Source organism: Myxococcales bacterium (genome assembly GCA_016712525.1).
Lineage (GTDB): Bacteria > Myxococcota_A > Polyangia > Polyangiales > Polyangiaceae > JAAFHV01.
This window is the reverse complement of the sequence record JADJQX010000008.1, coordinates 1,394,954-1,418,094: the sequence shown is the minus strand read 5'-3', so window position 1 is coordinate 1,418,094 and position 23,141 is coordinate 1,394,954. Positions and strand designations below refer to the sequence as shown.

Sequence of the window (23,141 nt, the reverse complement as noted above, 5' to 3'; positions counted from 1 at the left end):
CGTGACCGAGAAGGTAGAGATCAAGATCAAGGATGCGACGTTCGAGGCCCCGGTCGTCACCGGGAGCGAGAACGAGCGCGCGATCGACATCGGGAACCTGCGCGCCAAGACGGGCCTCGTCACCATCGACCCGGCGTTCATGAACACCGCGTCGACGAAGAGCGCCATCACCTTCCTCGACGGCGAGCAGGGCATCTTGCGCTACCGCGGCTACCCGATCGAGCAGCTCGCCGAGCACTGCGAGTTCATCGAGGTGGCGTACCTGCTCATCTTCGGCGACCTGCCGAACGAGAAGGAGCTCTCGCGCTGGCGCACGCTCCTCACGCGCCACTCGCTCATCCACGAGGACATGAAGCACTTCTTCGACGGCTTCCCGTCGACGGCCCACCCGATGGCGGTGCTCTCCTCGATGGTCTGCTCGCTCTCGACGTACTACCCCGAAGAGGTCGACTTCGCGAACAAGGAGCAGCTCGAGATCACGTACGCGCGCCTCATCTCGAAGATCCGCACGATCGCGGCGTTCGCGTACAAAAAGTCGATCGGCCAGCCGTTCGTCTACCCGCGCAACGATCTCAAGTACTGCGCGAACTTCCTCAACATGATGTTCAGCGTGCCGGCCGAGCCCTACACGGTCGACCCGGAGATCGAGAAGGTCATGAACCTCCTCCTCATCCTGCACGCCGACCACGAGCAGAACTGCTCGACGTCCACGGTGCGCCTCGTCGGCAGCTCGCGCGCGAACATCTTCGCGAGCATGGCCGCCGGCATCCTCGCCCTCTGGGGCCCGCTCCACGGCGGCGCCAACCAAGAGGTCATCGAGATGCTCGAGGCCATCCAGAAGGACGGCGGCGACGTCACCAAGTACGTCGCCCTCGCGAAGGACAAGAACTCGTCCTTCCGCCTCATGGGCTTCGGCCACCGCGTCTACAAGAACTTCGACCCGCGCGCGAAGATCATCAAGGCCGCGGCCGACAAGGTGCTCTCGTCGCTCGGCGTGCACGACCCGCTGCTCGACATCGCGAAGCAGCTCGAAGAGGCGGCCCTCAAGGACCCGTACTTCGTCGAGCGGAAGCTCTACCCGAACGTCGACTTCTACTCGGGCATCATCTACCGCGCGCTCGGCTTCCCCACGAACATGTTCACCGTGCTCTTCGCCCTCGGCCGCCTGCCGGGCTGGGTGTCGCACTGGAAAGAGATGATGGAAGACACGAGCACCAAGATCGGCCGCCCGCGCCAGATCTACACGGGCGCCACGGCGCGCGACTTCGTGCCGCTCGAGAAGCGCCCCTGAGCGACGCCTCGCGCTCGTGTATGTCGGAAGGCCGCCCCACCCAGGGTGGCCTTTCGGCCTTTGTGGCGCCACGCAAGCGCTCGACACCATTATTCATTCTCGCCGTGGGGACGCACCACGTTCCAGGCGCGCCCGTTTCGTGAAAGCCTGGGGGCACGATGAAGCTCTCTCGCCTGTCGTTCGTGCTCCTCGCCTCGTCTCTCACGGTCGCCGCGTGCACCAAATCCGAACCGGAGGGGCAGAAGCCCGCCGCGAGCGCCGCACCACAGGCGTCCACGGCGTCGGCACCGCAAGCGTCTGCGAGCGCGAAGGCACAGGCCTCCGCCGCGCCCCAGGCGAGCTCCTCCGCCGCTCCAAAGGGGAAGACGGCCATCTCGAAGGAGACCGCGAAGGCCTACACCGAGGCCCTCAAGAAAGGGCGCGCGGCGACGCTCGCGAAGAAATACGACGAGGCCATCGCGGCCTTCGACGCGGCGCTCAAGGCCCTCCCCGGCGACGCGCGCGCCCTCTCGGAGCGAGGGTACGCGAAGCTCCTCGCCGGAAAGCTCGAAGACGCGCGCAAGGATCTGCGTGAGGCCGAGGCGTCGACCAAGGACCCGAAGCTGCTCGGGCAGATCCACTACAACCACGGGCTCGTCGCCGAGAAGCTCGGGCACGCCGAGGAGGCCAAGGCGTCGTTCGCCAAGTCGAACGTGCTCGCGCCCACCAAGGCCGCGGCCACCAAGGCGGGCACGTCGACCTGCGTGGCCGACGTCGAGACCCAGAACACCCGCGCGAAGCTCGCGAAAGACTTCCAGGCGATGTTCGACGCGCTGAAGACCGAGGCGAAGGACCAGACCAAGGTCGGCTCGAACGACGAGGCGAAGACCGGGCTCTTCGCGCGCATCCCCAAGGAGGCCCAAGACTTCGTCGTGGCGTACCAAGCGGGCGGCGAGGACGGCGGCGGCGCGTGGGAGATTCACCCCTACCTGAAGACGCCGGACGGGCTCCTCTTCGGCGTCGACACGGTGTCTACGTATTACGACTTCCCGTGCGGCGGGGACATCTCGGTGACGACGAGCGAGTCGTCCGGGCTCAGGCTCGTCAAGGTCGTGCACGCCGCGGGCATGCGCGTCCCCGTGTGCGAGGCGGACGGCGGCGAGCTCACCGAGTGCGGCGAGAACGACACGCCGGTGTCGTCGGCCTGCAGCACGGACGATCCCAGCGTCACGTACGTGGTGTTCGACGCGGCCAAGAAGCGCATCGTGGCCACGGTGGGCTACACCGACGACGGCAAGGGCCCCAAGGTCACCATCGACGGCCGCAAGCTCCACGTCGACGGCGCGGGCTGCGCGGTCGCCCAAGACCTCTGAGCCGCGGCGACATATCCCGGGAAAAACGCGCCCACTCGCGGTAGGGTGGGCGCGTGACCGCTCCTTCTACGCCTCGCCCTCGCATCCTCACCGGTGACACGCCCACGGGCCGCCTCCACATCGGCCACTGGGTCGGGTCGCTCGAGAACCGCGTTCGCCTGCAAGACGACTACGAGTGTTTCTTCTTGCTCGCGAACATGCACGCCTTCACGACGCGCGCCGATCGCCCCGACGACATCCGCAGGGACACGCTCGAGATCGCGAAGGACTGGCTCGCCGCGGGCATCGATCCAGAGCGCTCGACGCTCGTCTTGCAGACCGAGATCCCCGCGATCGCCGAGCTCTCGTGGTACTTCGCGATGCTGCTCCCGTTCAACCGGGTCATGCGAAACCCCACGCTCAAGACCGAGATCGAGCTCAAGGATCTCGGCGATCGGTACAGCTTCGGCTTCCCGCTCTACGCGGTCGGTCAGTGCGCCGACATCCTCGCGTTCCGCCCCGAGCTCATCCCGGTCGGCGAGGATCAGGTCGCGCACATCGAGATGTGCCGCGAGGTCGCGCGCAGGTTCAACTGGACGTACACGAAGGTCGCGCCCGAGATGCCCGACGAGGAGCACCTCCCGAACGGCGGCGTCTTCGGCATCCCGCAGGCGCTCGTGGGGCGCATCGGCCGCCTCCCCGGCACCGACGGGAAGAACAAAATGTCGAAGAGCCTCGGCAACGTCATCTACCTGACCGACTCCACCAAAGAGGTCAAAAAGAAGCTCGGGCAGCTCTACACGGGCCGCCAGTCGATGACCGAGCCGGGCGACATCACGAACGCCCTCTTCACCTACGTGCGCGCGTTCATCAAGGACGAAGCCAAGGTGAAGGAGCTCGAGGACCGCTACTCGCGCGGCGACAACATCGGCGACGGCCACGTCAAAGCCGACATCGCCGCCGCCCTCGAGGAGACGCTCGCCCCCATGCGTGAGCGGAGGGCCGCGCTCGAGGGCGAGAAGGGCGACGCGCGCGTGCTCGAGATCCTGCGCGCGCACACCGACCGCGCGAACCGCGTGGCCGAAGAGACGCTCTACTTGGCGAAGCAGGCCATGCGCCTCGACTACGGCCTGCGCGACCTCCGCATGCGCCCCTGACGGCACGCGCCCGATGCCCCTCGGGGCGAGGGTCTTTTCCATTCCAGGCGCCTGGAAAAAATTTCCAGGCGCCTGGAATGACGAGGGCGAGGGGCCCGAAACCCTATGAAAAAAGCCTCGCCGTGAGACGAGGCTTTTTTCGTTTTCGGCGGAGGTCCGCGCGGCTCGATTTTTCGGGTCAGTCGACGTCGGTCTTGGTGCGGCGCTCGAAGTACTCGCGGAGGCCGATGAAGTAGGTGCGGAAGCCGAGGGCCTTCATCTCTTCGTAGGCCGCCTTCGGCGCCACCTTCTGGTTCTCGACGCGGTGGAGTCCGACGACGAGCCCGGTGCGATCCCGCCCGTGGCGGCAGTGCACGTACGTGAGGTTCGAGGGCGAGGCCTTCGCGAGCTGGGTCATCGCGGCCGTCATCTGGTCGTCGAAGCGCTGGCTCACCGCCGGCTCGAACGCGCTCATGGGGAAGCGCACCACGGGGATGCCCGCGGCCTTCGCGTCGCGCAGCTCTTGGGCGATGACGCCGGGCGTCGCCTCGATGTAGTCGGCGATCTCGAGGTCGACGATGACCTTCACGCCGCGGCGCTTGAGCTCCTGGATGCCCGCCGTGTTCGGGTGACCGCCGCGGAGCAGGCCCGGCGAGACTTCGCGGAAGTTCGGGAGCGGCTCCTGAGCCTTGAGGGCGGAGTCGTCCTCGGCGGTGACCGCGGCGTCTTCTTCCGAAGGCTCGGTCGTGTCGGCGGCGCAGCCGGCCGCGAGGAGGGGGAGAGCAACGAGGAGGGGCGAGAGCCATCGAGCAGTCATGCCGAGCCCTTAAGCATCGGCCGTGCCACGCTCGAGCTGCCTCGAACCTCGGGGTTTTTCGCAGCAGTTCCGGAAAGATGCCGAAACGCAGGATCCACCTGAGCCGGACCGGATCCGTCCGCCAAGCAGCGTGGGAGGGCCTCTCCCCGGGGAGAGGACGGAACGTGTCCTGCGCTCGGGGAGGCTCAGACGAGGTGCTTCTCCGCCTCGCGGACGGAGAGCTTGGCCATGCGATCGCGGTGCGCCTCGAGGTAACGACGGACCCAGGCCTCGTCGGTCTTCGCGTACTCGCGGAGCGCCCACCCGATCGCCTTGGCGAGGAAAAATTCGCGGTCTCCGAGAGAGGGGGCGAGCGCGTCCTCGAGGAGCTTCGTGTCGGTCCGGGCCTTCGCGTGGAGCTGCGCCAAGACAGCGCTCCGCCGTAGCCAGATGTCGTCCTCACGGGCCCACGCGCGCACGACCTTGGCGGCCTCGCGCGGGTGCGTCACGAGCAGCGGGCCGAGGGTCTTCGGGGCGGCCCAGTCGACGAGATCCCACCACGCGCCGGTCACCACCACGTGCCGGAGGAGCGGCACGACGCTCGGGGTGCGCACCTTCTTGGCGCGCGTGCAGGTGAGCAGCTCGAGCGCGGCGTACCTCTCTTCGCGCACGCGGGCGCCGTCCCAGATGGCGCGCACGTCGGCGAAGAAGCGGGCCTCGTCGTCGAACGGGCGACGCGAAGGCGTGCCCTCGGGGTACCTCGCGAAGACCTCTTTGAAGAGGCGCTTCGCCTCGGGCATGCCTACGCCCGCGTACGGCATGGACGACTTCATGTAGGCGCGCATCTGCGCGGCGCGCTCGGGATCCGCGCGCTCTTCGAGCCCTCGCCGCACCTCGGCGAGCCATGGGTGCACCTTCGTCATGGTCACCCGAGGATGAGCCTGAGCCAGTCGTCGTAGTGGAGCAAGATGTGCTCCCCGAAGAAGAGGTACTCGAACCAGCCGAGCACGAGGAACGGGCCGAACGCGAGCGCCGACTGGAGCACGTCGCCCTCGCCCTTCTCGTCGACGTCGTTCAGGAGGTCTTCTTCGAGGAGCTTCTTGGCCTCTTCGTCGCCCTCGTCGGCGAGCTTCTTCAGCTCACGCCGCTCCTCGAGCACGCCCTCGGGCAGGGGCCAGCTTGATGCCGAAGAGGCGCATGCCGAGCGCCGCGACCGAGCCCTGGATCGACCCCGCGAGCAGCACGAAGCACGCGCCCCGGTAGCCGAACCACGCGCCGGCGAGCATGAGGAGCTTCCAGTCGCCCATGCCGAGGCCGCTCCGACCGCGAATGGCCTTGTAGAGGCGATCGAAGCCCGCGAGCACCACGAACGAGCCTATCCCGCTCGCGAGCGAGTCGACGAGGGACATGCCGCGCAGCGTGGACGTGGCCGCCCCGATGATGGCCCCGCCGATGGAGATCGAGTCGGGGATGTACATGAAGTCGAGGTCGATGAAGGTGGCCGCGACGAGCGCCATCGCCACCGCGAACGTGGCGCCGTAGACCGCGAGCGCGCGCGGGAGCTCCCACTCGCCCGAATGCTGCAAGATGCATGTTTCGGTGAGGGCCAGGCCGATGCCGAGGCCGAGCGCCTCGACGAGCGGGTAGCGCGGGCTCACCTTCGCGCCGCAGCAGCCGGCCTTGCCGCCCATGAGGAACCACGAGACGAGCGGCAGGTTGTTCCACGGGCGAATGGGCCTCTTGCACGCGCGGCAGCGCGACGGGGGCGACACGACCGACAGCTCGCGCGGCACGCGGTAGATGACCACGTTGAGGAAGCTGCCCCACACGAGCCCGAAGAGCGCGCCGAAGAGGCGGAAGAACCACGGGGGCAGGGTGGCGATGGGCATACGACCCGAGACGATACCAGAAGCGTGGGCGAGGCTAGGTGCCCGCGCGCGACTCGGCCCTCGCGACGGAGGTGGCCGGTTCGACGCCAGCAGCCTCGGGCTGCTATGCTGTGCGCTATGACCGCGGCGGAGAGGCGCGCCACGTACGAGGACATCCTCGGCCTCCCGGAGCACGTACGGGGGCAGCTCGTGGCGGGGGTTCTCCATGCGCAGCCTCGCCCGAGCGCTTCGCATGCGCGCGTGAGCTCGCGGCTCGGGATGACGCTCGGCGGGCCGTTCGACATGGGCAGCGGGGGAGGTGAGGGGGGATGGATTCTCCTCTTCGAGCCGGAGCTCCACCTCCGGGGGCGACGTGCTCGTCCCCGATCTCGCGGGGTGGCGTCGGACGACCATGCCCGAGCTGCCTGAGGTCGCGTACTTCACGGTGGCGCCCGACTGGATCTGCGAGGTCCTCTCGGCGGCCACCGCGCGCCTCGATCGCGGAAAGAAGCTCGAGGCCTACGCGCGCGAGGGCGTGCCTGTCGTGTGGCTCGTCGACCCGGAGTCGAAGACGCTCGAGATCTTCACGCTCGAGGCGCGGACGAGCCTCGGGCCGCGGTACGTGCTCGCGGCTGTCCATGGAGGGGACGACATCGTCCACGCAGAGCCGGTCGCGTCGTTCGCGCTCCGGCTCGCGGGCCTTTGGGAGAGGTGAGCGCGCCCGCGATCACTCGTCGGCGGTGAGGAAGCGCTTCGCGTCGTTCGGGGCGGGGGGGCCGCTGAAGAACTCGCGGCTCGTGAGGCGCGGCGAGGGCGTCGCGGTTCGTTTGTCGACCACGAGGCCGAGGCGCGGCCGCGCTTCTCGACCTTCACGCTGCCGTCTTTCAGGCCCTGCTTCGCGCGGAGCTCGATCGACTTGTACATGAGCGTCGGGTCCCAGCCGTTCAGGCGGAGGTGCGGCTCGGTGGGGAGGCCCAGCCGCGACCGAGCGTGAAGAGCCGCGCGACCGAGACCTCGTTGCCCGGGTTCGTGGTGCCGCCGATGAGCGTCATGGGGATGCGCACGTCGAACTTCCACTCTTGGCCCATGTACGGCTCCATGAGGCCCGCGAGCCGCAGGAACGACATGCCGAACGCCGAGCAGCCCGAGCCCTCCTGGTAGAGCGGGCGCACGAAGCCGTACTCGTCCTCCACGTCGCGTTTGTCGTACTCCTTCACGTAGTCGAGCAGCGCGTGGCAGGCCTCGCCCGAGATGCCGTAGCGAATCGTGCCGATGCGGCCCGACGCGTAGCGATCCTTCAGCGTGGCGTCGAGCTCCGCTTCGGTCTCGAGGGCGCCGGGCACGGTGCGGAAGAGCACGCCGAGGCCGGCCTTCTCTTTGAGCACCATGGTGCGGAACTCGTCGCCCGTGGACGTCTGCCCGACCTGGCGCGAGGTGGCGGGCTTGCCGGCGATGGCGCCGCAGTCGACGCGCACGAACACGTGGCCGATGGCGCGCGAGAAGCCGAAGCCCTCGTTGATGAGAGTGCGCCGCGCGAGGCCTCCGGGGCTCTTCCAGCTCAGGCTCACGAGCTTGGGCGCCGGGATCGCGAAGAGGGTGAGCTCGTGGTCGAAGGTGCGCTCGGGCTCCTTGGCGCGGGTGAGCTCGGCGTCGGTCGCCTCGAGGGGCGTGAAGCTCTCTTCTTCGCTGCGGAGCTCTTCCTCGCTGACCTGGCCGCCGCCGTCGTCGGGCTCGCCCGTCTCCGCAGAGCAGCCCCCGAGCAGGGGAGAGACGGCGAGGGCCCCGAAGAGCGACACGCCAAGCACAGAACGGACGAGACGAGAACCAAGCCGCATGTCGAGCCTCCGAGGAAGCTCTCAGAATACGGGGAGCGCACGCGCTGGCTACGTCTTTCGGGCGTCTCGGTCGGGGCGCGACGTGCCCTCGGGGCGCGAGCTCCGAAGGATCGGCGCTTCGTGTGTGGATCCCCGATGGCCCAGCGCTCACGCCACCTCGGGGAAGGGCCCTCGCCGGTGCGGGAAGAGGCCCGCACGTGCCGAAGACGACCGAGGACGAAAGTGGTCCTCCGTCGGGATGGATCGGCGCTTTCTCCCTTGAATGGAGGAGGGTTGCGGCTATACCACGCGCTCGCACACGGCCTGTGGGGCGGGAGGCAAAAGTATGGTTTCACGTAGCAAATTCTTCGGTGTTTTCGCGGTGTTGACTGGGATCGTGGGCTCGCTCCAGGCGTGCTCCGAGGCCGTCGTCGTCGTCGAAGAAGAGAGCGACGGCGGCACGATCACGTCCGTCGACGCGAGCACCGATCGCAACGTGCCCCCCACGAAAGACGCGGGCCGTGACTCGGCCACTCCGGCCGACGCGAGCCGCCCCGACAGCGCGGTGCCCGTCGACGCGGGTGGGGACGCGGCCTCGGGCGATCGCCCCGGCGACCCGTTCGATCCGCTCGCGCCGAAGCCCGGCGACCCGTGCCCCACCGGCGTGCAGGTGAACGGCACGATCGACCGCCGCTGCGGCAAGTGCGGCACCCAGCGCGCCCTTTGCGACGTGGGGCGCGTCGTCGGGGCGTACGGCGCGTGCTCGAACGAGCGCACCGAGCCACCGCGTGCCTCCCCGGAGAGCGCAAATCGCAGGCGTGTGGCACCTGCGGGCGCCAGTCGGTCAGTGCGACACCACGTGCGCCTACGTGACGGGCGCGTGCACGGGTGAGGTCGCCGGGGGCTGCGTGGCCGGCTCGGTGCGCTACGTCGCGACGTGCGCCGACCCGAACGAGGTGAAGCGCCAGGAGTGCTCGGCGACCTGTCAGCTCGGCACCCCTGGGCCGTGCGCGCCGCGCGGCGCCGACGTGTCGATCGCGGTCGCCCAGACCGCGGGCGGCAAGGTCACCCAGACGCTTACGGTCGAGGCCACGCGCAAGGCGCTCGCGCTCAACGTGCCCTTCTGCCCGACGCAGCTCCACGCGAGCATCATGTCGGTGTTCGGGTACGTGATGCTCACGAACGCCGGCGCGCAGCCCGCGAACGTGACCGTGGTCAACAAGAGCGCGACCGAGGACGCGGTCTTCGCGGCCTACGCGGGCACCTCGCTTCCGGCCGACCGCTTGGCCTGCCAAGACCACGTCGGCATCAACCGCTTTACCGTGACGATCCCGGCGGGTGGCAGCCAGCTCGTGTACGTGGGCGGCATCAGCGCCGCGGCGGCAGGTCCGTTCCCGCTCGAGGTGGTGACGAACTTCCTCGGCGCCGAGGTGGCGGGCGCGCCCGACCACACCCTCGCGATCTCGCAGACCATGGGCAGCATGGTCTCGCAGGCCCTCACGTTCAGCACGACGAAGTTCGCGCCGGCCACGGTGGGCCTCAACGCCACGGCGAGCTACACAGGCGAGCACCCGTGCCCGGTCGTCAAGATGGGCTCCGAGGTCGAAGCAAGGTACGTGCGCCTCACGAACAGTGGTGCTACGGATCGTACCGTGAACCTGGTCACGACCAGCATGGGGGACGACTCGTACATGGCCGTCTACACGGCCGTGCCCACGCTCGCCACGCGGCGCGCGTGTGTCGGAACCTACAACGACGACTGCACGGCGGCGGACTACAACGCCTGTTTGAACGGCGTCACGGTGCCCGCCAACGGAAGCGTCGTGGTGTACGTCGGCCAAGACACGGCCGACGGCGTCTACGACACGAACACCCTTGAAGTAACGACGACGAACTGAGCCTGCCATTCTCGCCAGCCTGGCGATGATGACTACTAAGTGTGGAGAATGACATGAAAATTCGTAACGGTGTGATCGCCTTCTCGGCCTTGAGCCTCTTCGTTGGAACGGTCGTCGGCTGCGCGACCGAGGCCGTGGTGGTCGACCCGCCGGACGATGGTGTCGTGCTCGACTCGTCGACCCCCGATACGGGCAAGGTCGACTCGTCGAAGCCGGACACGGGCCGCCCCGACACGTCCACGCCGGACAGCGCGCGCCCCGACTCGTCGACCCCCGACTCGTCGACCCCCGACTCGGCCGACGCGGCCCCCACGACGCGGCCGGGGGATCCCTTCGACCCGCTCGCGCCGAAGCCCGGTGACATGTGCCCGGCCGGCGTGCAGGTGAACGACGTCATCACCCGCCGTTGTGGCAAGTGTGGTACGCAGAGTGCGCTCTGCGACACCGGTCGCGTCGTTGGGGCGTACGGCGCTTGCTCGAACGAGAAGACCAACGCCGACGCGTGCCTCCCCGGCGAGGTGATCGTCAGCGAATGTGGCTTCTGCGGCTACCAGGTGAAGCGCTGCGACAACACCTGCGCGTACACCGAGGGCGCGTGCCTCAACCAGGTCGCCGGTGGCTGCACCAAGGGTGAGGTCACCTACATCGAGGGCCTCTGCGGACCGGCGACCGTCCCGCCGTCGGCGCCGACGGACGTGCGCAAGCAGACCTGCTCGCAGACCTGCCAGAAGGGCACGCCCGAGCCTTGCGCGCCACGCCCCCTCGACGAGCTCGTGGCTTCGCCTACCCCCGGGACCGTCGTCACGGGTGAGTTCGGCTTCTTCGGCACCAAGGAGAAGAAGCTGGTCGTCGGCAACTGCCCCGCCACCGTGGGGACGGTGGACGCCAACGTCCACTACGCCCGAATCAAGAACAACGGCGCGCAGGCGATCAACGTCACGGTCCTCCACAAGGCCCCGACGGGGCTGACCAGCATCCCGGACATGTTGGTCACCACCTACGGTGGCACCAACAAGCCGGCTGATCGCACGGCCTGCACCAGCGTCGTTCAGGACTCGCCCGAAGCCCTCAACTTCGACATTCCGGCCGGCGGCGCCGTCGTCTTTCACAGCATGCAAGACGCGGGGTCGGCGACCAAGATCAAGCTCGAGGTGCACACGAACTACGTAGGTGCTGGGCCGCAACCCCTCGTGCTGCCGGCTGGCGCGGGCGCGAAGGTGAGCGCCGCCGTCGTGCCGACCGCCGGGATGACTCTCGCCCGCCTCTCGGCGAGCGCTTGCCCGACGACGACGACGTCGTCGAACACGACCTACGCGTACATCGAGGTGCAAAACCCCGGTGCCACGGCGCGCACCGTCGACCTCTTCACGACCGACGGCCAAGACACCGTGATGGGTGTCTATGCCGGAAACACGGCACCGGCCGATGAGCCCTCGCGGCTTGCGTGTGTTGGCTCGGTGAACGACACCTGCCCCAGCGCGAGCGACCCCAAGAACGAGGCGGACTCCTGCCTCACGGGTGTGAGCATCCCGGCGAACTCGTCGATCATGGTCTACGTGGCGCACTACTTCACGTCTGGCACTGCCCCGACGCTTCTCGAAGTCGTCACCAAGAACTGACCGAAGTCGAGCAGGACGAACGGCCACGCGGGATTCCGCGTGGCCGTTTTCTATTGGTGCGCGTGGTTGTGCCGGAGAGCTCCGAACGCGGAAGGGCGGCAGGGGATGCTCGCGTCGCTGCGCACAAAAAAATGGATGCGCGACTCGGGGCCGGATAGCGCCCGCAGGCGGACCAACCAAAACCCGCGTGACCGCCACACACACCGTGGTAGTTCAGTCGCGTGCTGAACCAGGCAAAGAAAGTCGTACGCTCCGACGGAACCGCCGTTCGTAGCCTCGGGGCCATGCATCGTCGCTTACTTGCCATCCTCGCAATGACCCTCCTCGGAAGCGCGGGATGTAGGGGGCGGCAATCCGCGCCGGAAGGGGCCAAGGTAATCCCCGAGTGCGAAACCTACGCGAAGAGTATCGAGCGCTGTTTCTCCGCAACGAAGGCCGCCCAGCGCGTGCGCCAGGTCAACGAGGTAGGAAGAGGAGATCCGACCGACGTTGGCGCCAAGTGCCCGAAATCACGTGGCGCCTGGGGCGAGGAGATCCGACCGACGTTGGCGCCAACTGCCCGAAATCACGTGGCGCCGAGGGCGGACCGATGGGGGCGGCCCGGCGAGCTCTTGGGCTTGAGGCCAACGTCGGTGGGGACGGCTGCCGACGTGATTTCAGGGACTTGGCGTCAATGTCGGTGGGATCTCTGACCTGACGTCGGTGGGGTCTCTGACCTGATTTCGAGTGCTTACGGCCAACGTCGGTGGGCCCTGGGCCGGACCTCGGTGGCGAGCCGCGGCGGTCTCCACAGGGCCCCTCACGGCCCACGACGCGACCCGCTCTCCACACCTCGAAGCACCCTTCCTAAGTCGTTTCAGCTACTTGGCGTCAACGTCGGTCGCCCCGCACCCGTCCGAAGCGCCGCCGGTGCCTCGCGCGGCTGCCCCCCACCCGCCGGCTCACACCCGCCGTGCCCAAAATGGGTGCCCGACACCCCATCCGGAGCACCGGCCGTGCCCAAAATGGGTGCCCGAGACCCCACCTCCGGCACCGGCCGTGCTCGCGGCACCTGCCCCGCACCCCCGCGAAGCACGCGCCGTGCTCCGCGCGGGTCTCGCTGCCTCGCGAGCCCCTCTCCGTCCGCGTGTCGCCGTGGGGCGTCGGGCCGATGTACGCGAAGCGCGTCGCCGAGGTCCTCGGGAGGGACACGCTCGGGTCCTCGATGAAGCCCCGAGCGCCTCTCCGAATCGCCGAGGCATGTGTTCTTCGGGGGGCCCGGGCGGAGGACGTACGCTTGCCCCGGCCGGCATAGAGGTCTAAATTCTGACCCATGAGCAGGTCAGCTGGTCGTCTCCTGCCGGTTCTTCAGGTCGCGGAGGACATCGTTCCGATCGGCGAGCTGAAGGCCCACCTCTCCGAGAAGATCCGCGGGCTCAGGAGCAGGCAGCGTCCGCTCGTCGTGACTCAGAACGGCAAGGCGGCGGCGGTGATGCGCTCCCCCGAGGAGTTCGACCGGCTCACGACCGAGGCGCGTCTCGTTGCGGCCATCCACGAAGGGCTCGCAGACCTCGACGCCGGTCGAGTGCTCACCGACGAAGACGTCGGTCGCCGCCTCGACGCTCGGCTCGGCACGATGAACGACACCACGAAGAAGAGGTGATGCTCCGCTGGACCGAGCGAGCCGCCAACGACCTCTTGGCGATTGGCGAGTACATCGCGGTGGAGAACCCCGTTGCCGCCCGAAAGTGGGTCGAGAAGCTCAGGCAACGCGCAACGAAGGCCTCGAAGTCGCCGCGGATGGGCCGCGTCGTCCCCGAGCTCGCGCGTGATGACGTACGCGAGGTCTTTCTTCGCACGTACCGCATCATTTACCGCATCGTCGACGGCGGCGTCGTCGTCCTCACGGTGTTCGAGGGCCACCGACGGCTGAAGCCGCTCGATCTCGATCGAGGCTGAGCGGCGCGTCCCCCGTTTCGGAATCGTGCGGGTGCCTCTACTCTCCCCCCCGATGGTGACCCTCGAAGGCGAGGTCCTGCGCACGACGTACGAGAGCGACACGACAGGGTTCCGTGTCGTGCGCGTCGCGCTGCGGGATCGCGACGAGGCGGTCACCCTCGTGGGCGTGTTCCCGCGCGTGTACACGGGCGCGACCGTGCGGGCCACGGGGACGTGGGAGACCGATCCGCAGCACGGGGCGCAGCTCCGCGTGTCGGGCCTGTCCGTGCTCGAGCCGAAGACCGCCGCAGGCCTCGAGAAATACCTGGGCTCGGGCGTCATGCCGGGCATCGGGCCGACGTACGCGAAGCGCATCGTCGAGGTCTTCGGGAGAGACACCCTGCGCGTGCTCGACGAAGCCCCCGAGCGCCTCTCCGAGGTGCCGGGGCTCGGAAAGAAGCGCATCGTGGGCATCGTCGAGGCGTGGCGCGAGAACCGCGCCCTGCACGACGTCATGGTCTTCCTCCAGGCGAACGGCGTGCTCCCCGGGCTCGCCGCGCGCATCGTGAAACGCTACGGGCCGCGCGCCGCGCAGATCGTGGCCGACGAGCCCTACCGCCTCGCGCTCGAGGTCGCCGGCATCGGCTTCCGCACCGCCGATCGCATCGCCGAGTCGGTCGGTGTGGCGCGCGACTCGCCGCTCCGCCACCAAGCCGCGCTCCTCCAGGCCGCGCGCGAAGAGACCGAGAAGGGGCACACCTTCACCCCCGAGGCCGACCTCTTCGTCGCCACGCGCGCGCTCCTCCAAGACGACGTGCCCACGGAAGATCTCGCGCGCGGCCTCCACGCGCTCGTCTTGGGCGGCCACGCGTACGTCGACGTGGGCGAAACGCCCGGCTCGCGGAACGTCTACCTGGCCGACGTGCTCGAGGCCGAGGCGCGCCTCGCGAAGCGCTTCGTGGCCCTCGCGAAGAGCGAGCCCGATCGCAGGCTCGACGTGTCCGACGACGACCTCGCCGCCATCGTCGGCGCCTCGGGCGTGGCCCTCTCGGACGAGCAGCGCCTCGCCCTCGAGGCCGTGCGAAGGTCCCCCGTGCTCGTCGTGACCGGTGGCCCCGGCGTCGGCAAGACCACGCTGCTCTCGACCATTTTGGCCCTCTTTCGCAGAGGTCGCCTGATCGTGCGGCTCTCGGCCCCGACGGGGCGCGCGGCCAAGCGCATGAGCGAGTCGTCCGGCTCCGAGGCCGTCACGCTGCACAGGCTGCTCGAGGTCGATCCGAAGACGCTCACCTTCAAGCGCAACGAGACCTTCCCCCTCGACGGTGACGCCTTCGTCGTCGACGAGACCAGCATGGTCGACGTGCGCCTCGCCGACGCGCTCCTCCGCGCCATCCCCGACGGCAAGCGCCTCGTGCTCGTGGGCGACGTCGATCAGCTCCCGAGCGTGGGCCCCGGCAACGTGCTCTTCGACGTGATCCGCTCCGGCGTCGTGCCCGTCGCGCGCCTCACCACCGTGTTCCGCCAGGCGCGCACGAGCCGCATCGTGCTCGCCGCCCACGCCATCAACCGCGGCGAGGCCCCCGAGGAGCTCGCGGCCGGCGAAGAGAGCGACTTCTTCGTCGTCCCCTCGAAGGACGCCGCGAGCACGGCGCGCATCGTCGAGAAGCTCGTCACCGAGCGCATCCCCAGGAAATTCGGCCTCGATCCGGTGCGGGACGTGCAGGTGCTCACGCCCATGAACAAGGGCCCGCTCGGCGCCCTCGCCCTGAACACCGAGCTCCAGCGCCTCTTGAACCCCGGCCAAGGCGGCCTCGTCCGCCGCTCGCGCACCTACCGCGTCGGCGACAAGGTGATGCAGGTCAAGAACAACTACGACGCCCAGGTCTACAACGGCGACGTGGGGCTCGTCGCGCGCCTCCTCGACGACGACGCGGGGCTCGTCGTGTCGTTCGGCGATCGTGAGGTCACCTACGAATCGGCCGCCCTCGACGATCTCGTGTTGGCGTATGCATGCACCATACACAAGTCGCAGGGCAGCGAGTACCCGGCGGTGGTGGTGCCGCTCTCGTCGTCGCACTTCGTGATGCTGGCGAAGAACCTCGTCTACACGGCCGTCACGCGCGGGCGAAAGCTCGTCGTGCTCGTGTGCGAGCCTCGCGCCCTCGCCCTCGCGCTGTCGCCCGAGCGCCACCGCGACGATCGCCGCACGGGCCTCGCGCACCGGCTCACGCGCGAAGCCGGGAGCTGACACGCCGCTCGAGACCGGGGCCCGCGCGGCCGATTTGCCGGGCCTCGCGCGAAGGGAGAGACCTTTTCTCCGGTTTCGCTATGCTCCCGGGTGGCCGCAAGGCCTTCCCCCACGAGCCCATCGCCCATGTTCCTCAAGCGACTCTTCGTCGGTCTCGTCCTCGGCATGATCCTCGGGGCCGTGGTCGCGGCCATCTTGGTGCAGGGGCTCGGCCTCTCGGTCACCACCGGGGCGACGGCGTTCGTCGCGTACCTGGCCGCGGGCGCGACGGGCCTCGTCACCGGGCTCGTCACGGGCAAGCCCGTGTGGTCCGCCGAGGGCCGCATCGAAGCCGGCCTCAAGGCCTTCTTCGGCATGCTCCTCTCGCTCGGCGCGCTCTTCGCTCTTCGCTCGTGGGTGCACGTCCCCCTCGACCTGACCGCCCTCAAGGCCGGCGCGGGTGAGCTCGGCGCCCTCCCGGCCGCGTACCTCCCGCTCATCGCCGGCGTGCTCGGCGGCTTCTTCGAGCTCGACAACACCGGCGAGAGCGAAAAAGAAGAGGGCAAAGACAAGGGCGCGAAGGTGCGCGTGGCCGACAAAAAGGCCGAGAGCGAAGAGCTCGCCGACGAGGAGCTCGACGAAGAAGAGCCCGCGAAGAAGCGCCGCGGCTGATTCTCGGGATGTCTCCAGCGCTTCCGTAGGTTCCTCGAGCGTGTCTCCCGCGCGTGCCCTCTACCTCGCCTCGACGGCGGCCGTGCTCGTGGTGCCCGCGTGGAGCGTGCTCCGCGGCCCGTTGCCGCTCGAGGTCGTGCTCGGCATCACGTCGGTGTACGTGGCGCTCTCGCTCGTCGGCGTGTTCTTCCTCGGTCTCCGCATGTACACCGACGCCCTCGTGCGGCTCCCGCGAGGCGCGCGCGGCGTGGCGCTCACCTTCGACGACGGCCCCGACCCCGTGACCACGCCCAAGGTGCTCGACGCGCTCGACGCGCACGACGCCAAGGCCACCTTCTTCGTCATCGGCAAGAAGGCCGAGGCGCACCCCGAGCTCGTGCGGGAGATCGTGCGGCGCGGGCACACGGTCGGCATGCACTCGTACGCGCACCATAGGCTCTTTTCCCTGAAATCGCCCGCGTACGTGCGCGCCGATCTGACGCGCGCGCTCGGTGTGCTCGAGGAGATCTTGGGCGAGCGCCCCACGCTCTTTCGGCCGCCCATCGGGCACACGAACCCCATCATCGCGAGGGTCGTCGACGAGCTCGAGCTCGACGTCATCGGCTGGTCGGCAGGCGCACGGGACGGCCTCGCCGGCACCACGAAAGAAGACGTGCTCGCCCGCCTCGTGCCCGCCGCGAAAGACGGCGCGATCTTGCTCCTTCACGACGCGCCAGAGGTCGGCTCGCACGAGCCCGCGGGTGTCGCCGCGCTCCCGGAGCTCCTCGACAAGCTCCACGCCGAGCGCATCCCGGTGGTGCCGCTCACGAGCTTCGTAGCTTGATCGCGCGGCTCTCGCGGCCCGAGAGCGCGTCCTCGGGTTTGCCCTCGGGGAGCGTCACGGTGAACCTCGCGCCGGCCGTGTAGCTCGTGTCGAGCGAGATGGTCCCGCCGGCCGACTCGACGAGCCCGCGGCACACGGCGAGCCCGAGCCCCGTGCCCTCGCCCACGTCTTTCGTGGTGACGAAGGGCTCGAACACAGTGTCGCGCATGCCCTCGGGCACGCCGGGGCCCGTGTCCTCCACGTCGATGCGCACGTTGCCCTCGGAGGCCCTCGCGCGCACGACGACGCGCCGCGCTCCGCCGGCCTTCGTGCTCATGGCCTGGCCCGCGTTGAGCACCAGGTTCAAGAGCACCTGCGTGAGGCGGGGGCCGGGCATCGCCACGAAGGGGAGCTCGTCGGGCACGTCGGTCTCGAGCGAGACGTCGCGGAACTCCTTCTGCGGCGCGCCGAGCGCCGTCACGTCCCCGAGCACGGAGCGCACGTCGGAGGCCTTGGGGCCGTCCTCCGAGAGGGGGGCTTCGGGGCGCGAAAAGTCGAGCAAATCTCGCAAGATGCCGTGGATGCGCTCGGTCTCCTTCTTCATCCTCCGGACGAAATCGCGGCGCTCGTCCTCGGGCACGTCGGGGTCGTCGACGAGGTCGAGCATGGCGAGCACGGCGGCGAGGGGGTTTCCGATCTCGTGCGCGAGCCCGGCCGAGAGCCGACCCACGCTGGCGAGCCGTTCGCTCCGGGCGAGCTGCTCACGCGCCTCGGTGAGGTGCTTCGTCGTGCGCACGAGCTCGTCGACCTTGGCGCGGAGGGTGCGCTCGTCCTCGAGGAGGCGCGTGGTCATCGCGTCGACCGACTGCCCGAGCTCGACGATCTCGCGCGCGCCTCGCTTCGGCACCTCGAGCTCGCGCGCGCCCCGCGCCACCTTGTCGGCCGCGCCCGAGAGCTCCTCGATGGGCCTCACGAGCACGCGCGTGAGCACGAAGTACGCGAACGTGAGCAAGAACGCCGCGAACACGAGCATGTAAAGTGCAACGACCCGCACGAGCGGCCCGGCGTTGACCGACTCTTCGTCCGTGGGCACACGCACCACGACCACGCGCGCATCGGCGGGCAGCACCACCTCGAAGACGCGGCCCTTCGCACCGTGCGCGGCCCTCGCCGACTCGAGAAAAGGCGGCCTGGGCGGCGTGATGCGCCCGAGCTCTTCGGGCTCGCCCGCCGCGGCCACACGCGCGCCCGAGAGATCGAACACGGCGACCGCCCGCGCGCCGCCATCGCCCACGTCGGCCGCGACCACGTCCGCGAGATCGCTCCCGTGCGAGAGATCGGCGGCGTGGACCACGTGCGCCGCCACCGTGCGCCCCAAAGAGCGCGCCGCCCGCTCGCGCGACGCGAGCAACGTGGCCTGCGTCACGCCCGCGATCGCGAAGAAGAGCGGCACGTACGAGAGCAGGAGCACCCCCGCGAGCGAGAGCACGATCTGGAGCCGCAACCCTGGGCCACGCGAGCCGAGCACAGCCCAGGATGGTACGGGAAACGGCGACGCCCCGGCAGCGCTACTTCACGAGCGAAATCGCAAGCGCGACGAACCGCGAAGGCTCGGCGATCTTGAGATCGCTCGCGGCTCGCCCCTACGCGCCCAAGGCGCGCGCCACCTGGTACACGATCACCGCGAGCACGTAGGCCGCGCCGTAGGTGTACACGAGCACGAAAGCGGGCCATTTGAGGCTCTTTGTCTCGCGGCGAATGGCGGCGACGGTGCTCGTGCACTGGCACGCCACGACGAAGAAGACGAGGAGCGCGAGGGCGTTGGGGACGCCGTAGAGCGGCGTGCCGTCGGGCTTCTTGGCGTCGCGGAGCTTCTCGGAGAGGGGAGCCGTGTCGTCGTCCACGTCCTCGAGGCCGAAGATGACGCCCAGCGTGCCCACCATGAGCTCGCGCGCGCCGAACGAGCCGATGAGGCCCACGTCGATGCGCCAGTCGAAGCCCGCGGGGCGCGTGACGGGCTCGAGCGCGTGGCCGATCGTGGCGCCCACCGAGCGCTCGATGGCCGTCGTGGCCTCGGGCGAGCGCAGCGCCTCGGGCGCGGGCACCTTCAGGAGCGCCCAGAGGATGGTGGTCGCGATCACGATCGTGGTGCCCACGTCGCGCACGAAGCGCTTGGCCGTGCGGCTCGCCTTGCCGAGCACGACGCGCGCCTCGGGCATGCGATAACGCGGCATCTCGAGCACGAGCGGGAGAGAGCGCCCCTTCGTGGCCGTTCGCCGAAGGACACGCGAGGCGACGAGCCCGAGCCCGACCCCGAGCGCGTAGAGCCCGAGGAACGTGGCCGCGCGGAAGAACGCCCCCTTGCCGGCGAAGAACGTCGACAGGAGCAGCGCGTACGTCGGCAGCCTCGCCGAGCACGTCATGAGCGGCAGGACGAGGATCGTGGTCAGGCGCTCCTTCGGATCACGCACGATGCGCGTCGACGCGATGGCCGGCACCGCGCACGCGTGGCCCATGAGGAGCGGCAAGAACGAGCGCCCCGAGAGCCCGAGGAACCGGAGCACCCGGTCGACGATGAACGCGCCGCGCGCGAGGTAGCCGCTCGCCTCGAGCAGATCGAGCGCGATCGACAGCAGCACGATCTGCGGCATGAACGCGAGCACGGTGCCCGCGCCGCCGAGGAGCCCGTCCGACAGGAACGACGAGAGCAGCCCTTCGCCCAGGGCCGCGACGAGCTTCGCTCGCAAGAACCCGATGACCGCGTCCATGGCGCTCGTGGCAGGATCGGCGACGAGGAACACGGCCGCGAAGAGCACCGCCATGATGCCCACGAACGCGAACGGCCCCACGACGGGATGGAGCAACGTCGCGTCGAGGCGGCGCGTGAACGACGGGCCCTGCGTGCCCTCGTCGGCCTTCGTGTCGAGGCGTGACTCGACCTCGGCGGCCAAACGCGCCGGATCGAAGTCGGCCCGGCAGGGGCGCGGCTCGCGCGTGGCGAAGAGCGACAAGATCTTGTCTTTGCTCGGTTTTTCGCGTGCGCTTACGAGCGCCACGGGCACGCCGAGCTCGTCCTCGAGGCGCTTTTCGTCCACGCGCTTCCCGTCGCTCGCGAGCACGTCGGACTGGGTGACGAGCACGTAGAGCGGCCAGCCCGCTTCGGCGATCTCGCGCGTGAGCCGGAGGCCGAGCCCGAGCTGCGTGCCGTCGATGACCTGGGCCACCGCGAAGCCCGGGCGCTCGAGGCGTCCCTCGACGAAGGTGCGCGCGACGCCCTCGTCGGTCTCGGGGTCGACCGAGGCGCGTACGGTGTACGTGCCGGGGAGATCGAAGACGAGGGCCTTCAGGCCACCGGGCAGCGTGGCCTCGGCCTCGATCACGTCGACGGTGATCCCGGGGAAATTCCCGACGTGCGCGTGGCCCTCCGTGAGGGTGTTGTAGAGCGAGCTCTTGCCCGAGTTGGGCCGGCCGACGAGCGCGATCTCTCGCGTGCCGGGCGCGACGTCGGCGCGAGGGGCGCTCTCGCTGCCGTGGCAGTTGGCCTCGGGCGTGGCGCTCACGACGTGGCCTCGACGAAGATGCCGTCGCAGAGCTGCGGACCGAGGGCGAGCTCTCCCCCGAGGGAGGTGGCCACGTGGAGCGGACCCCCGAACGGGGCCCGCCGGAGCACCGTGAGCGTGACCCCCGTGGTGAGGCCGACGGCCGAGAGCCACGCGGCGTCGACCGGGTCCATGCGCACGTCGACCACGAGCACGGGCACGCCGAGCGCGACCCGCGAGAGGGCCTTGGGCTCGGCGGACGACGCGTTCTCCGGGCTTGCCATCGGAGCGTCACGTCTAGCAGCGCTCGTGTCCTACGGAAACCAGGCTTTTCTGGCTGCGGCCACAAAGCGCGGAGGGCCGCCTCCACACGAGACGGCCCACGCGCGCGGCCCCTCGAGGGGGACCTCTGGCTCAGCTACGGACGACCAGGACCGAGCACGGCGAGTGCCGCACGACGGCCTCGGCCACGCTGCCGAGGGCGAGGCGAGAGATGCCCTTGCGGCCGTGCGTCGCGCAGACGATGAGCGACGCGCCTTTGTTCTCGGCGAGGGTGACGATCTCCTGGGTGGCGCGGCCGTCGACGATGGTCACCTGGGCGCGCACGTCGGCGGCTTCCATGGCGGCGCGGAGGGTCTTCTCGGCGGCCTCGCGGAGCTCGTCGTGGCCCTGCGGGTCGGGCGGGGCCACGTAGATCCCGAACGGGCCGAGCATGCCGTAGGGCAAGACGTCGTTCGGAGCGTCGAGCGCGAAGAGGGCGATGAGGTCGACCTTGCGGTGCGCGGCCTCACGCGCGGCTGCTCGCAGCACGGCTCCCGACGACTCTCCGAGGTCGACCGAGGCGAGCACGGGGCCGCTCTTGTCTTTCACGGGGCGCGCGACGAGCACGTCGCACGGGGCGGTGCGCACGACCTTCTCGGCCACGCTCCCGAGCCACGCGCGCGAGAGGCCGGTGCGGCCGTGGCTGCCGACGACCACGAGGTCGGCCTTGTAGTCTTTGGCTTGCTCCGAGATCGTCTCGGCCTCGTTGCGGCCGGTGGTGGCCGCGACGAGCACGTCGAGGTCTTTTTCGCCGAGGCCGATGACCTGCTTCGTGTGCGAGAGGACGGCCTCGGTGGCGCGCCGCTCGATCTCGCCGAGCTCGACGATCTCGCGTTTGGCGAGCGAGGGGAAGGCCGGGTGAATGGCGCCCACGCCGGGCGCGACGTGGCTCACGCCGAGACGCGCTCCGTAGTGTTTCGCCATGCCCGAGGCCGACACCAACGCGGCGTCCGACACACTCGAGAAGTCGGTGGCGACGAGGATGCGCGTCGGTTGGCTCGTGGCGTTCGTGTCGGTCATCGATGGCTCCGGTCGTGGTTGGGAAACGGCCGCGTCGCGCGGCGAGGGATGCAGTTGCAAGTCGTGTGCGCGCCGCGCGGGGCCGCCAATCTTACGCTCGAAGCGACAGTTCGTGCATCTCGTGCCGTACGGTGCAATTCTTGCGGCCGAATCGACCTCGGGGCCGCGCTTCTCCGCGGTTCTGCGTTCGGCACGTGTCTCGCATTCGCCCCGCATCGGAGGTTACTCAATGGTATCGCAAGCGCCGCCGCGCCCGCTCACTGTCGTCGTCGGAATCGACTTCTCGGAGCTCTCCGACCAAGCGCTCAAGGTCGCCAAGAACTTCGCCGATCGCTGGTCTCCGGCCGTCATTCACGCGGTCCACGTGGTCCCGCAGCTCGAGATCGACAGCCCCATTCCTGCGCTCCGCAACGAAGTGGCGAAAGAGGGGCTCGAGCGTCTCCAGGAGTACTTGAAGGAGCGTGGGTACGCCGACATCGTGCAGGCTCGCGCCGTCGTCGGTGCGGCCTCCGCCGTGCTGCCCGAGGTCGCCCGCACCGTGCACGCCGATCTCATCGTGGTCGGAACCCACGGGCGCAAAGGCCTCGCTCGCCTCGTCATGGGCAGCGTCGCCGAGACCGTCATGCGCGAGGCGCCGTGCTCGGTGCTCGTCGTCCGCGAGCGGGAGCTCTCCCCCGAGGAGCTCATTCAGCCCGCGCGCCCCGGCCAAGACGTGCACGAGCACCACGCTCGCGCCCGCACGCACCACGAGTCGCCCAACGCGGCCTCGTCGGGCTACGGCATGGGCGCCCTCACGTTCCGCGGCTGACGGACGCGGCTACCGAAGACACGAAGCGCGCGGGGCCCGAGGTGGCCCCGCGGTTTCGTTTCTGCCAGAAAAAGAAGCCTTA

The 23,141-nt window shown here is 69.4% G+C and carries 21 protein-coding genes and 1 pseudogene; 13 read left to right on the top strand and 9 right to left on the bottom strand.

The genetic code is table 11. The annotated features are described in order from the left end of the window. Nucleotide 1: 1 nt before the first annotated feature. From IPK71_35555 to trpS, 3 genes are all read left to right on the top strand, one after another. Entirely contained in the window at nt 2–1,291 is a 1,290-nt protein-coding gene (locus IPK71_35555; GenBank protein MBK8219078.1) for a citrate synthase, read from the top strand. 158 nt (nt 1,292–1,449) lie between these two features. Continuing rightward, nucleotides 1,450–2,643, top strand: a complete 1,194-nt coding sequence (locus IPK71_35550) for a hypothetical protein (protein ID MBK8219077.1) — start codon at nt 1,450–1,452, stop codon at nt 2,641–2,643. 53 nt (nt 2,644–2,696) lie between these two features. Then, a complete protein-coding gene (gene trpS, locus IPK71_35545; protein MBK8219076.1) occupies nt 2,697–3,779 on the top strand; it encodes a tryptophan--tRNA ligase in 1,083 nt (360 codons plus the stop codon). A 178-nt stretch (nt 3,780–3,957) separates the two neighbouring features. Here the strand turns inward: trpS and IPK71_35540 are convergent, their stop codons facing one another. From IPK71_35540 to IPK71_35525, 4 genes are all read right to left on the bottom strand, one after another. Beyond that, nucleotides 3,958–4,575 carry a tyrosine-protein phosphatase gene (locus IPK71_35540; GenBank protein MBK8219075.1) on the bottom strand — a complete coding sequence of 206 codons (618 nt, stop codon included), beginning with the start codon at nt 4,573–4,575 and terminating at the stop codon, nt 3,958–3,960. A gap of 185 nt (nt 4,576–4,760) precedes the next feature. After that, the gene (locus tag IPK71_35535) at nt 4,761–5,477 is read right to left on the bottom strand and encodes a DNA alkylation repair protein (GenBank protein MBK8219074.1); all 717 of its coding nucleotides are present in this window, start codon (nt 5,475–5,477) and stop codon (nt 4,761–4,763) included. A gap of 2 nt (nt 5,478–5,479) precedes the next feature. Continuing rightward, nucleotides 5,480–5,713, bottom strand: coding sequence for a hypothetical protein (locus tag IPK71_35530; protein ID MBK8219073.1), 234 nt, complete (start codon nt 5,711–5,713; stop codon nt 5,480–5,482). Next, entirely contained in the window at nt 5,694–6,443 is a 750-nt protein-coding gene (locus IPK71_35525) for a prepilin peptidase (GenBank protein ID MBK8219072.1), read from the bottom strand. The genes IPK71_35530 and IPK71_35525 overlap by 20 nt, the downstream gene beginning before the upstream one ends. A gap of 117 nt (nt 6,444–6,560) precedes the next feature. Between IPK71_35525 and IPK71_35520 the strand changes: the two are divergent. After that, a pseudogene (locus IPK71_35520) lies at nt 6,561–7,137 on the top strand (Uma2 family endonuclease). 229 nt (nt 7,138–7,366) lie between these two features. On the opposite strand, the gene IPK71_35515 reads toward IPK71_35520, so the two are convergent. Beyond that, nucleotides 7,367–8,218: a hypothetical protein gene (locus IPK71_35515; protein MBK8219071.1), complete on the bottom strand. Its 852-nt coding sequence runs from the start codon at nt 8,216–8,218 to the stop codon at nt 7,367–7,369. Nucleotides 8,219–8,582: 364 nt separating this feature from the next. Here IPK71_35515 and IPK71_35510 point away from each other — a divergent pair, with 364 nt between their 5' ends. The 8 genes from IPK71_35510 to IPK71_35475 all read left to right on the top strand — a co-directional run bounded on the left by IPK71_35510 (nt 8,583) and on the right by IPK71_35475 (nt 17,392). Then, nucleotides 8,583–9,128 carry a hypothetical protein gene (locus IPK71_35510; GenBank protein MBK8219070.1) on the top strand — a complete coding sequence of 182 codons (546 nt, stop codon included), beginning with the start codon at nt 8,583–8,585 and terminating at the stop codon, nt 9,126–9,128. Beyond that, entirely contained in the window at nt 9,055–10,134 is a 1,080-nt protein-coding gene (locus tag IPK71_35505) for a hypothetical protein (protein MBK8219069.1), read from the top strand. The genes IPK71_35510 and IPK71_35505 overlap by 74 nt, the downstream gene beginning before the upstream one ends. 53 nt (nt 10,135–10,187) lie before the next feature. Next, nucleotides 10,188–11,753: a hypothetical protein gene (locus IPK71_35500; protein ID MBK8219068.1), complete on the top strand. Its 1,566-nt coding sequence runs from the start codon at nt 10,188–10,190 to the stop codon at nt 11,751–11,753. 1,312 nt (nt 11,754–13,065) lie between these two features. Then, complete coding sequence (locus IPK71_35495) at nt 13,066–13,395, top strand: type II toxin-antitoxin system Phd/YefM family antitoxin (protein ID MBK8219067.1); 330 nt, start codon at nt 13,066–13,068, stop codon at nt 13,393–13,395. Continuing rightward, entirely contained in the window at nt 13,395–13,691 is a 297-nt protein-coding gene (locus tag IPK71_35490) for a type II toxin-antitoxin system RelE/ParE family toxin (protein MBK8219066.1), read from the top strand. Before IPK71_35495 ends, IPK71_35490 begins: the two co-directional genes overlap by 1 nt. A 52-nt stretch (nt 13,692–13,743) precedes the next feature. Continuing rightward, on the top strand, nt 13,744–15,918 hold the full coding sequence (locus IPK71_35485; protein ID MBK8219065.1) for an ATP-dependent RecD-like DNA helicase: 2,175 nt from the start codon (nt 13,744–13,746) through the stop codon (nt 15,916–15,918). Nucleotides 15,919–16,044: 126 nt separating this feature from the next. After that, nucleotides 16,045–16,569 (top strand): hypothetical protein, encoded by a 525-nt coding sequence (locus IPK71_35480; GenBank protein ID MBK8219064.1) that lies wholly within the window; start codon nt 16,045–16,047, stop codon nt 16,567–16,569. Between the two features lie 40 nt (nt 16,570–16,609). Beyond that, complete coding sequence (locus tag IPK71_35475; protein ID MBK8219063.1) at nt 16,610–17,392, top strand: polysaccharide deacetylase family protein; 783 nt, start codon at nt 16,610–16,612, stop codon at nt 17,390–17,392. Here the strand turns inward: IPK71_35475 and IPK71_35470 are convergent. The 4 genes from IPK71_35470 to IPK71_35455 form a co-directional block, all read right to left on the bottom strand. Next, nucleotides 17,373–18,899 carry a HAMP domain-containing histidine kinase gene (locus tag IPK71_35470; protein MBK8219062.1) on the bottom strand — a complete coding sequence of 509 codons (1,527 nt, stop codon included), beginning with the start codon at nt 18,897–18,899 and terminating at the stop codon, nt 17,373–17,375. The two genes, IPK71_35475 and IPK71_35470, sit on opposite strands and share 20 nt — an antisense overlap. A 115-nt stretch (nt 18,900–19,014) precedes the next feature. Then, entirely contained in the window at nt 19,015–20,931 is a 1,917-nt protein-coding gene (locus tag IPK71_35465) for a ferrous iron transporter B (protein MBK8219061.1), read from the bottom strand. Further along, nucleotides 20,928–21,194, bottom strand: a complete 267-nt coding sequence (locus IPK71_35460; protein ID MBK8219060.1) for a ferrous iron transport protein A — start codon at nt 21,192–21,194, stop codon at nt 20,928–20,930. The genes IPK71_35465 and IPK71_35460 overlap by 4 nt, the downstream gene beginning before the upstream one ends. A 130-nt stretch (nt 21,195–21,324) precedes the next feature. Continuing rightward, a complete protein-coding gene (locus IPK71_35455; GenBank protein ID MBK8219059.1) occupies nt 21,325–22,251 on the bottom strand; it encodes a universal stress protein in 927 nt (308 codons plus the stop codon). 229 nt (nt 22,252–22,480) lie between these two features. Between IPK71_35455 and IPK71_35450 the strand changes: the two genes are divergently transcribed. After that, complete coding sequence (locus IPK71_35450; GenBank protein ID MBK8219058.1) at nt 22,481–23,059, top strand: universal stress protein; 579 nt, start codon at nt 22,481–22,483, stop codon at nt 23,057–23,059. Nucleotides 23,060–23,141: the final 82 nt, after the last annotated feature.

Coding starts and splice junctions, on each gene's coding strand:
- IPK71_35550 (MBK8219077.1), top strand. CDS start 1,450: ATGAAGCTCTCTCGCCTGTCGTTCGTGCTCCTCGCCTCGTCTCTCACG.
- IPK71_35540 (MBK8219075.1), bottom strand. CDS start 4,575: ATGACTGCTCGATGGCTCTCGCCCCTCCTCGTTGCTCTCCCCCTCCTC.
- IPK71_35535 (MBK8219074.1), bottom strand. CDS start 5,477: ATGACGAAGGTGCACCCATGGCTCGCCGAGGTGCGGCGAGGGCTCGAA.
- IPK71_35525 (MBK8219072.1), bottom strand. CDS start 6,443: ATGCCCATCGCCACCCTGCCCCCGTGGTTCTTCCGCCTCTTCGGCGCG.
- IPK71_35510 (MBK8219070.1), top strand. CDS start 8,583: ATGGTTTCACGTAGCAAATTCTTCGGTGTTTTCGCGGTGTTGACTGGG.
- IPK71_35500 (MBK8219068.1), top strand. CDS start 10,188: ATGAAAATTCGTAACGGTGTGATCGCCTTCTCGGCCTTGAGCCTCTTC.
- IPK71_35495 (MBK8219067.1), top strand. CDS start 13,066: ATGAGCAGGTCAGCTGGTCGTCTCCTGCCGGTTCTTCAGGTCGCGGAG.
- IPK71_35490 (MBK8219066.1), top strand. CDS start 13,395: ATGCTCCGCTGGACCGAGCGAGCCGCCAACGACCTCTTGGCGATTGGC.
- IPK71_35485 (MBK8219065.1), top strand. CDS start 13,744: ATGGTGACCCTCGAAGGCGAGGTCCTGCGCACGACGTACGAGAGCGAC.
- IPK71_35480 (MBK8219064.1), top strand. CDS start 16,045: ATGTTCCTCAAGCGACTCTTCGTCGGTCTCGTCCTCGGCATGATCCTC.
- IPK71_35460 (MBK8219060.1), bottom strand. CDS start 21,194: ATGGCAAGCCCGGAGAACGCGTCGTCCGCCGAGCCCAAGGCCCTCTCG.
- IPK71_35455 (MBK8219059.1), bottom strand. CDS start 22,251: ATGACCGACACGAACGCCACGAGCCAACCGACGCGCATCCTCGTCGCC.
- IPK71_35450 (MBK8219058.1), top strand. CDS start 22,481: ATGGTATCGCAAGCGCCGCCGCGCCCGCTCACTGTCGTCGTCGGAATC.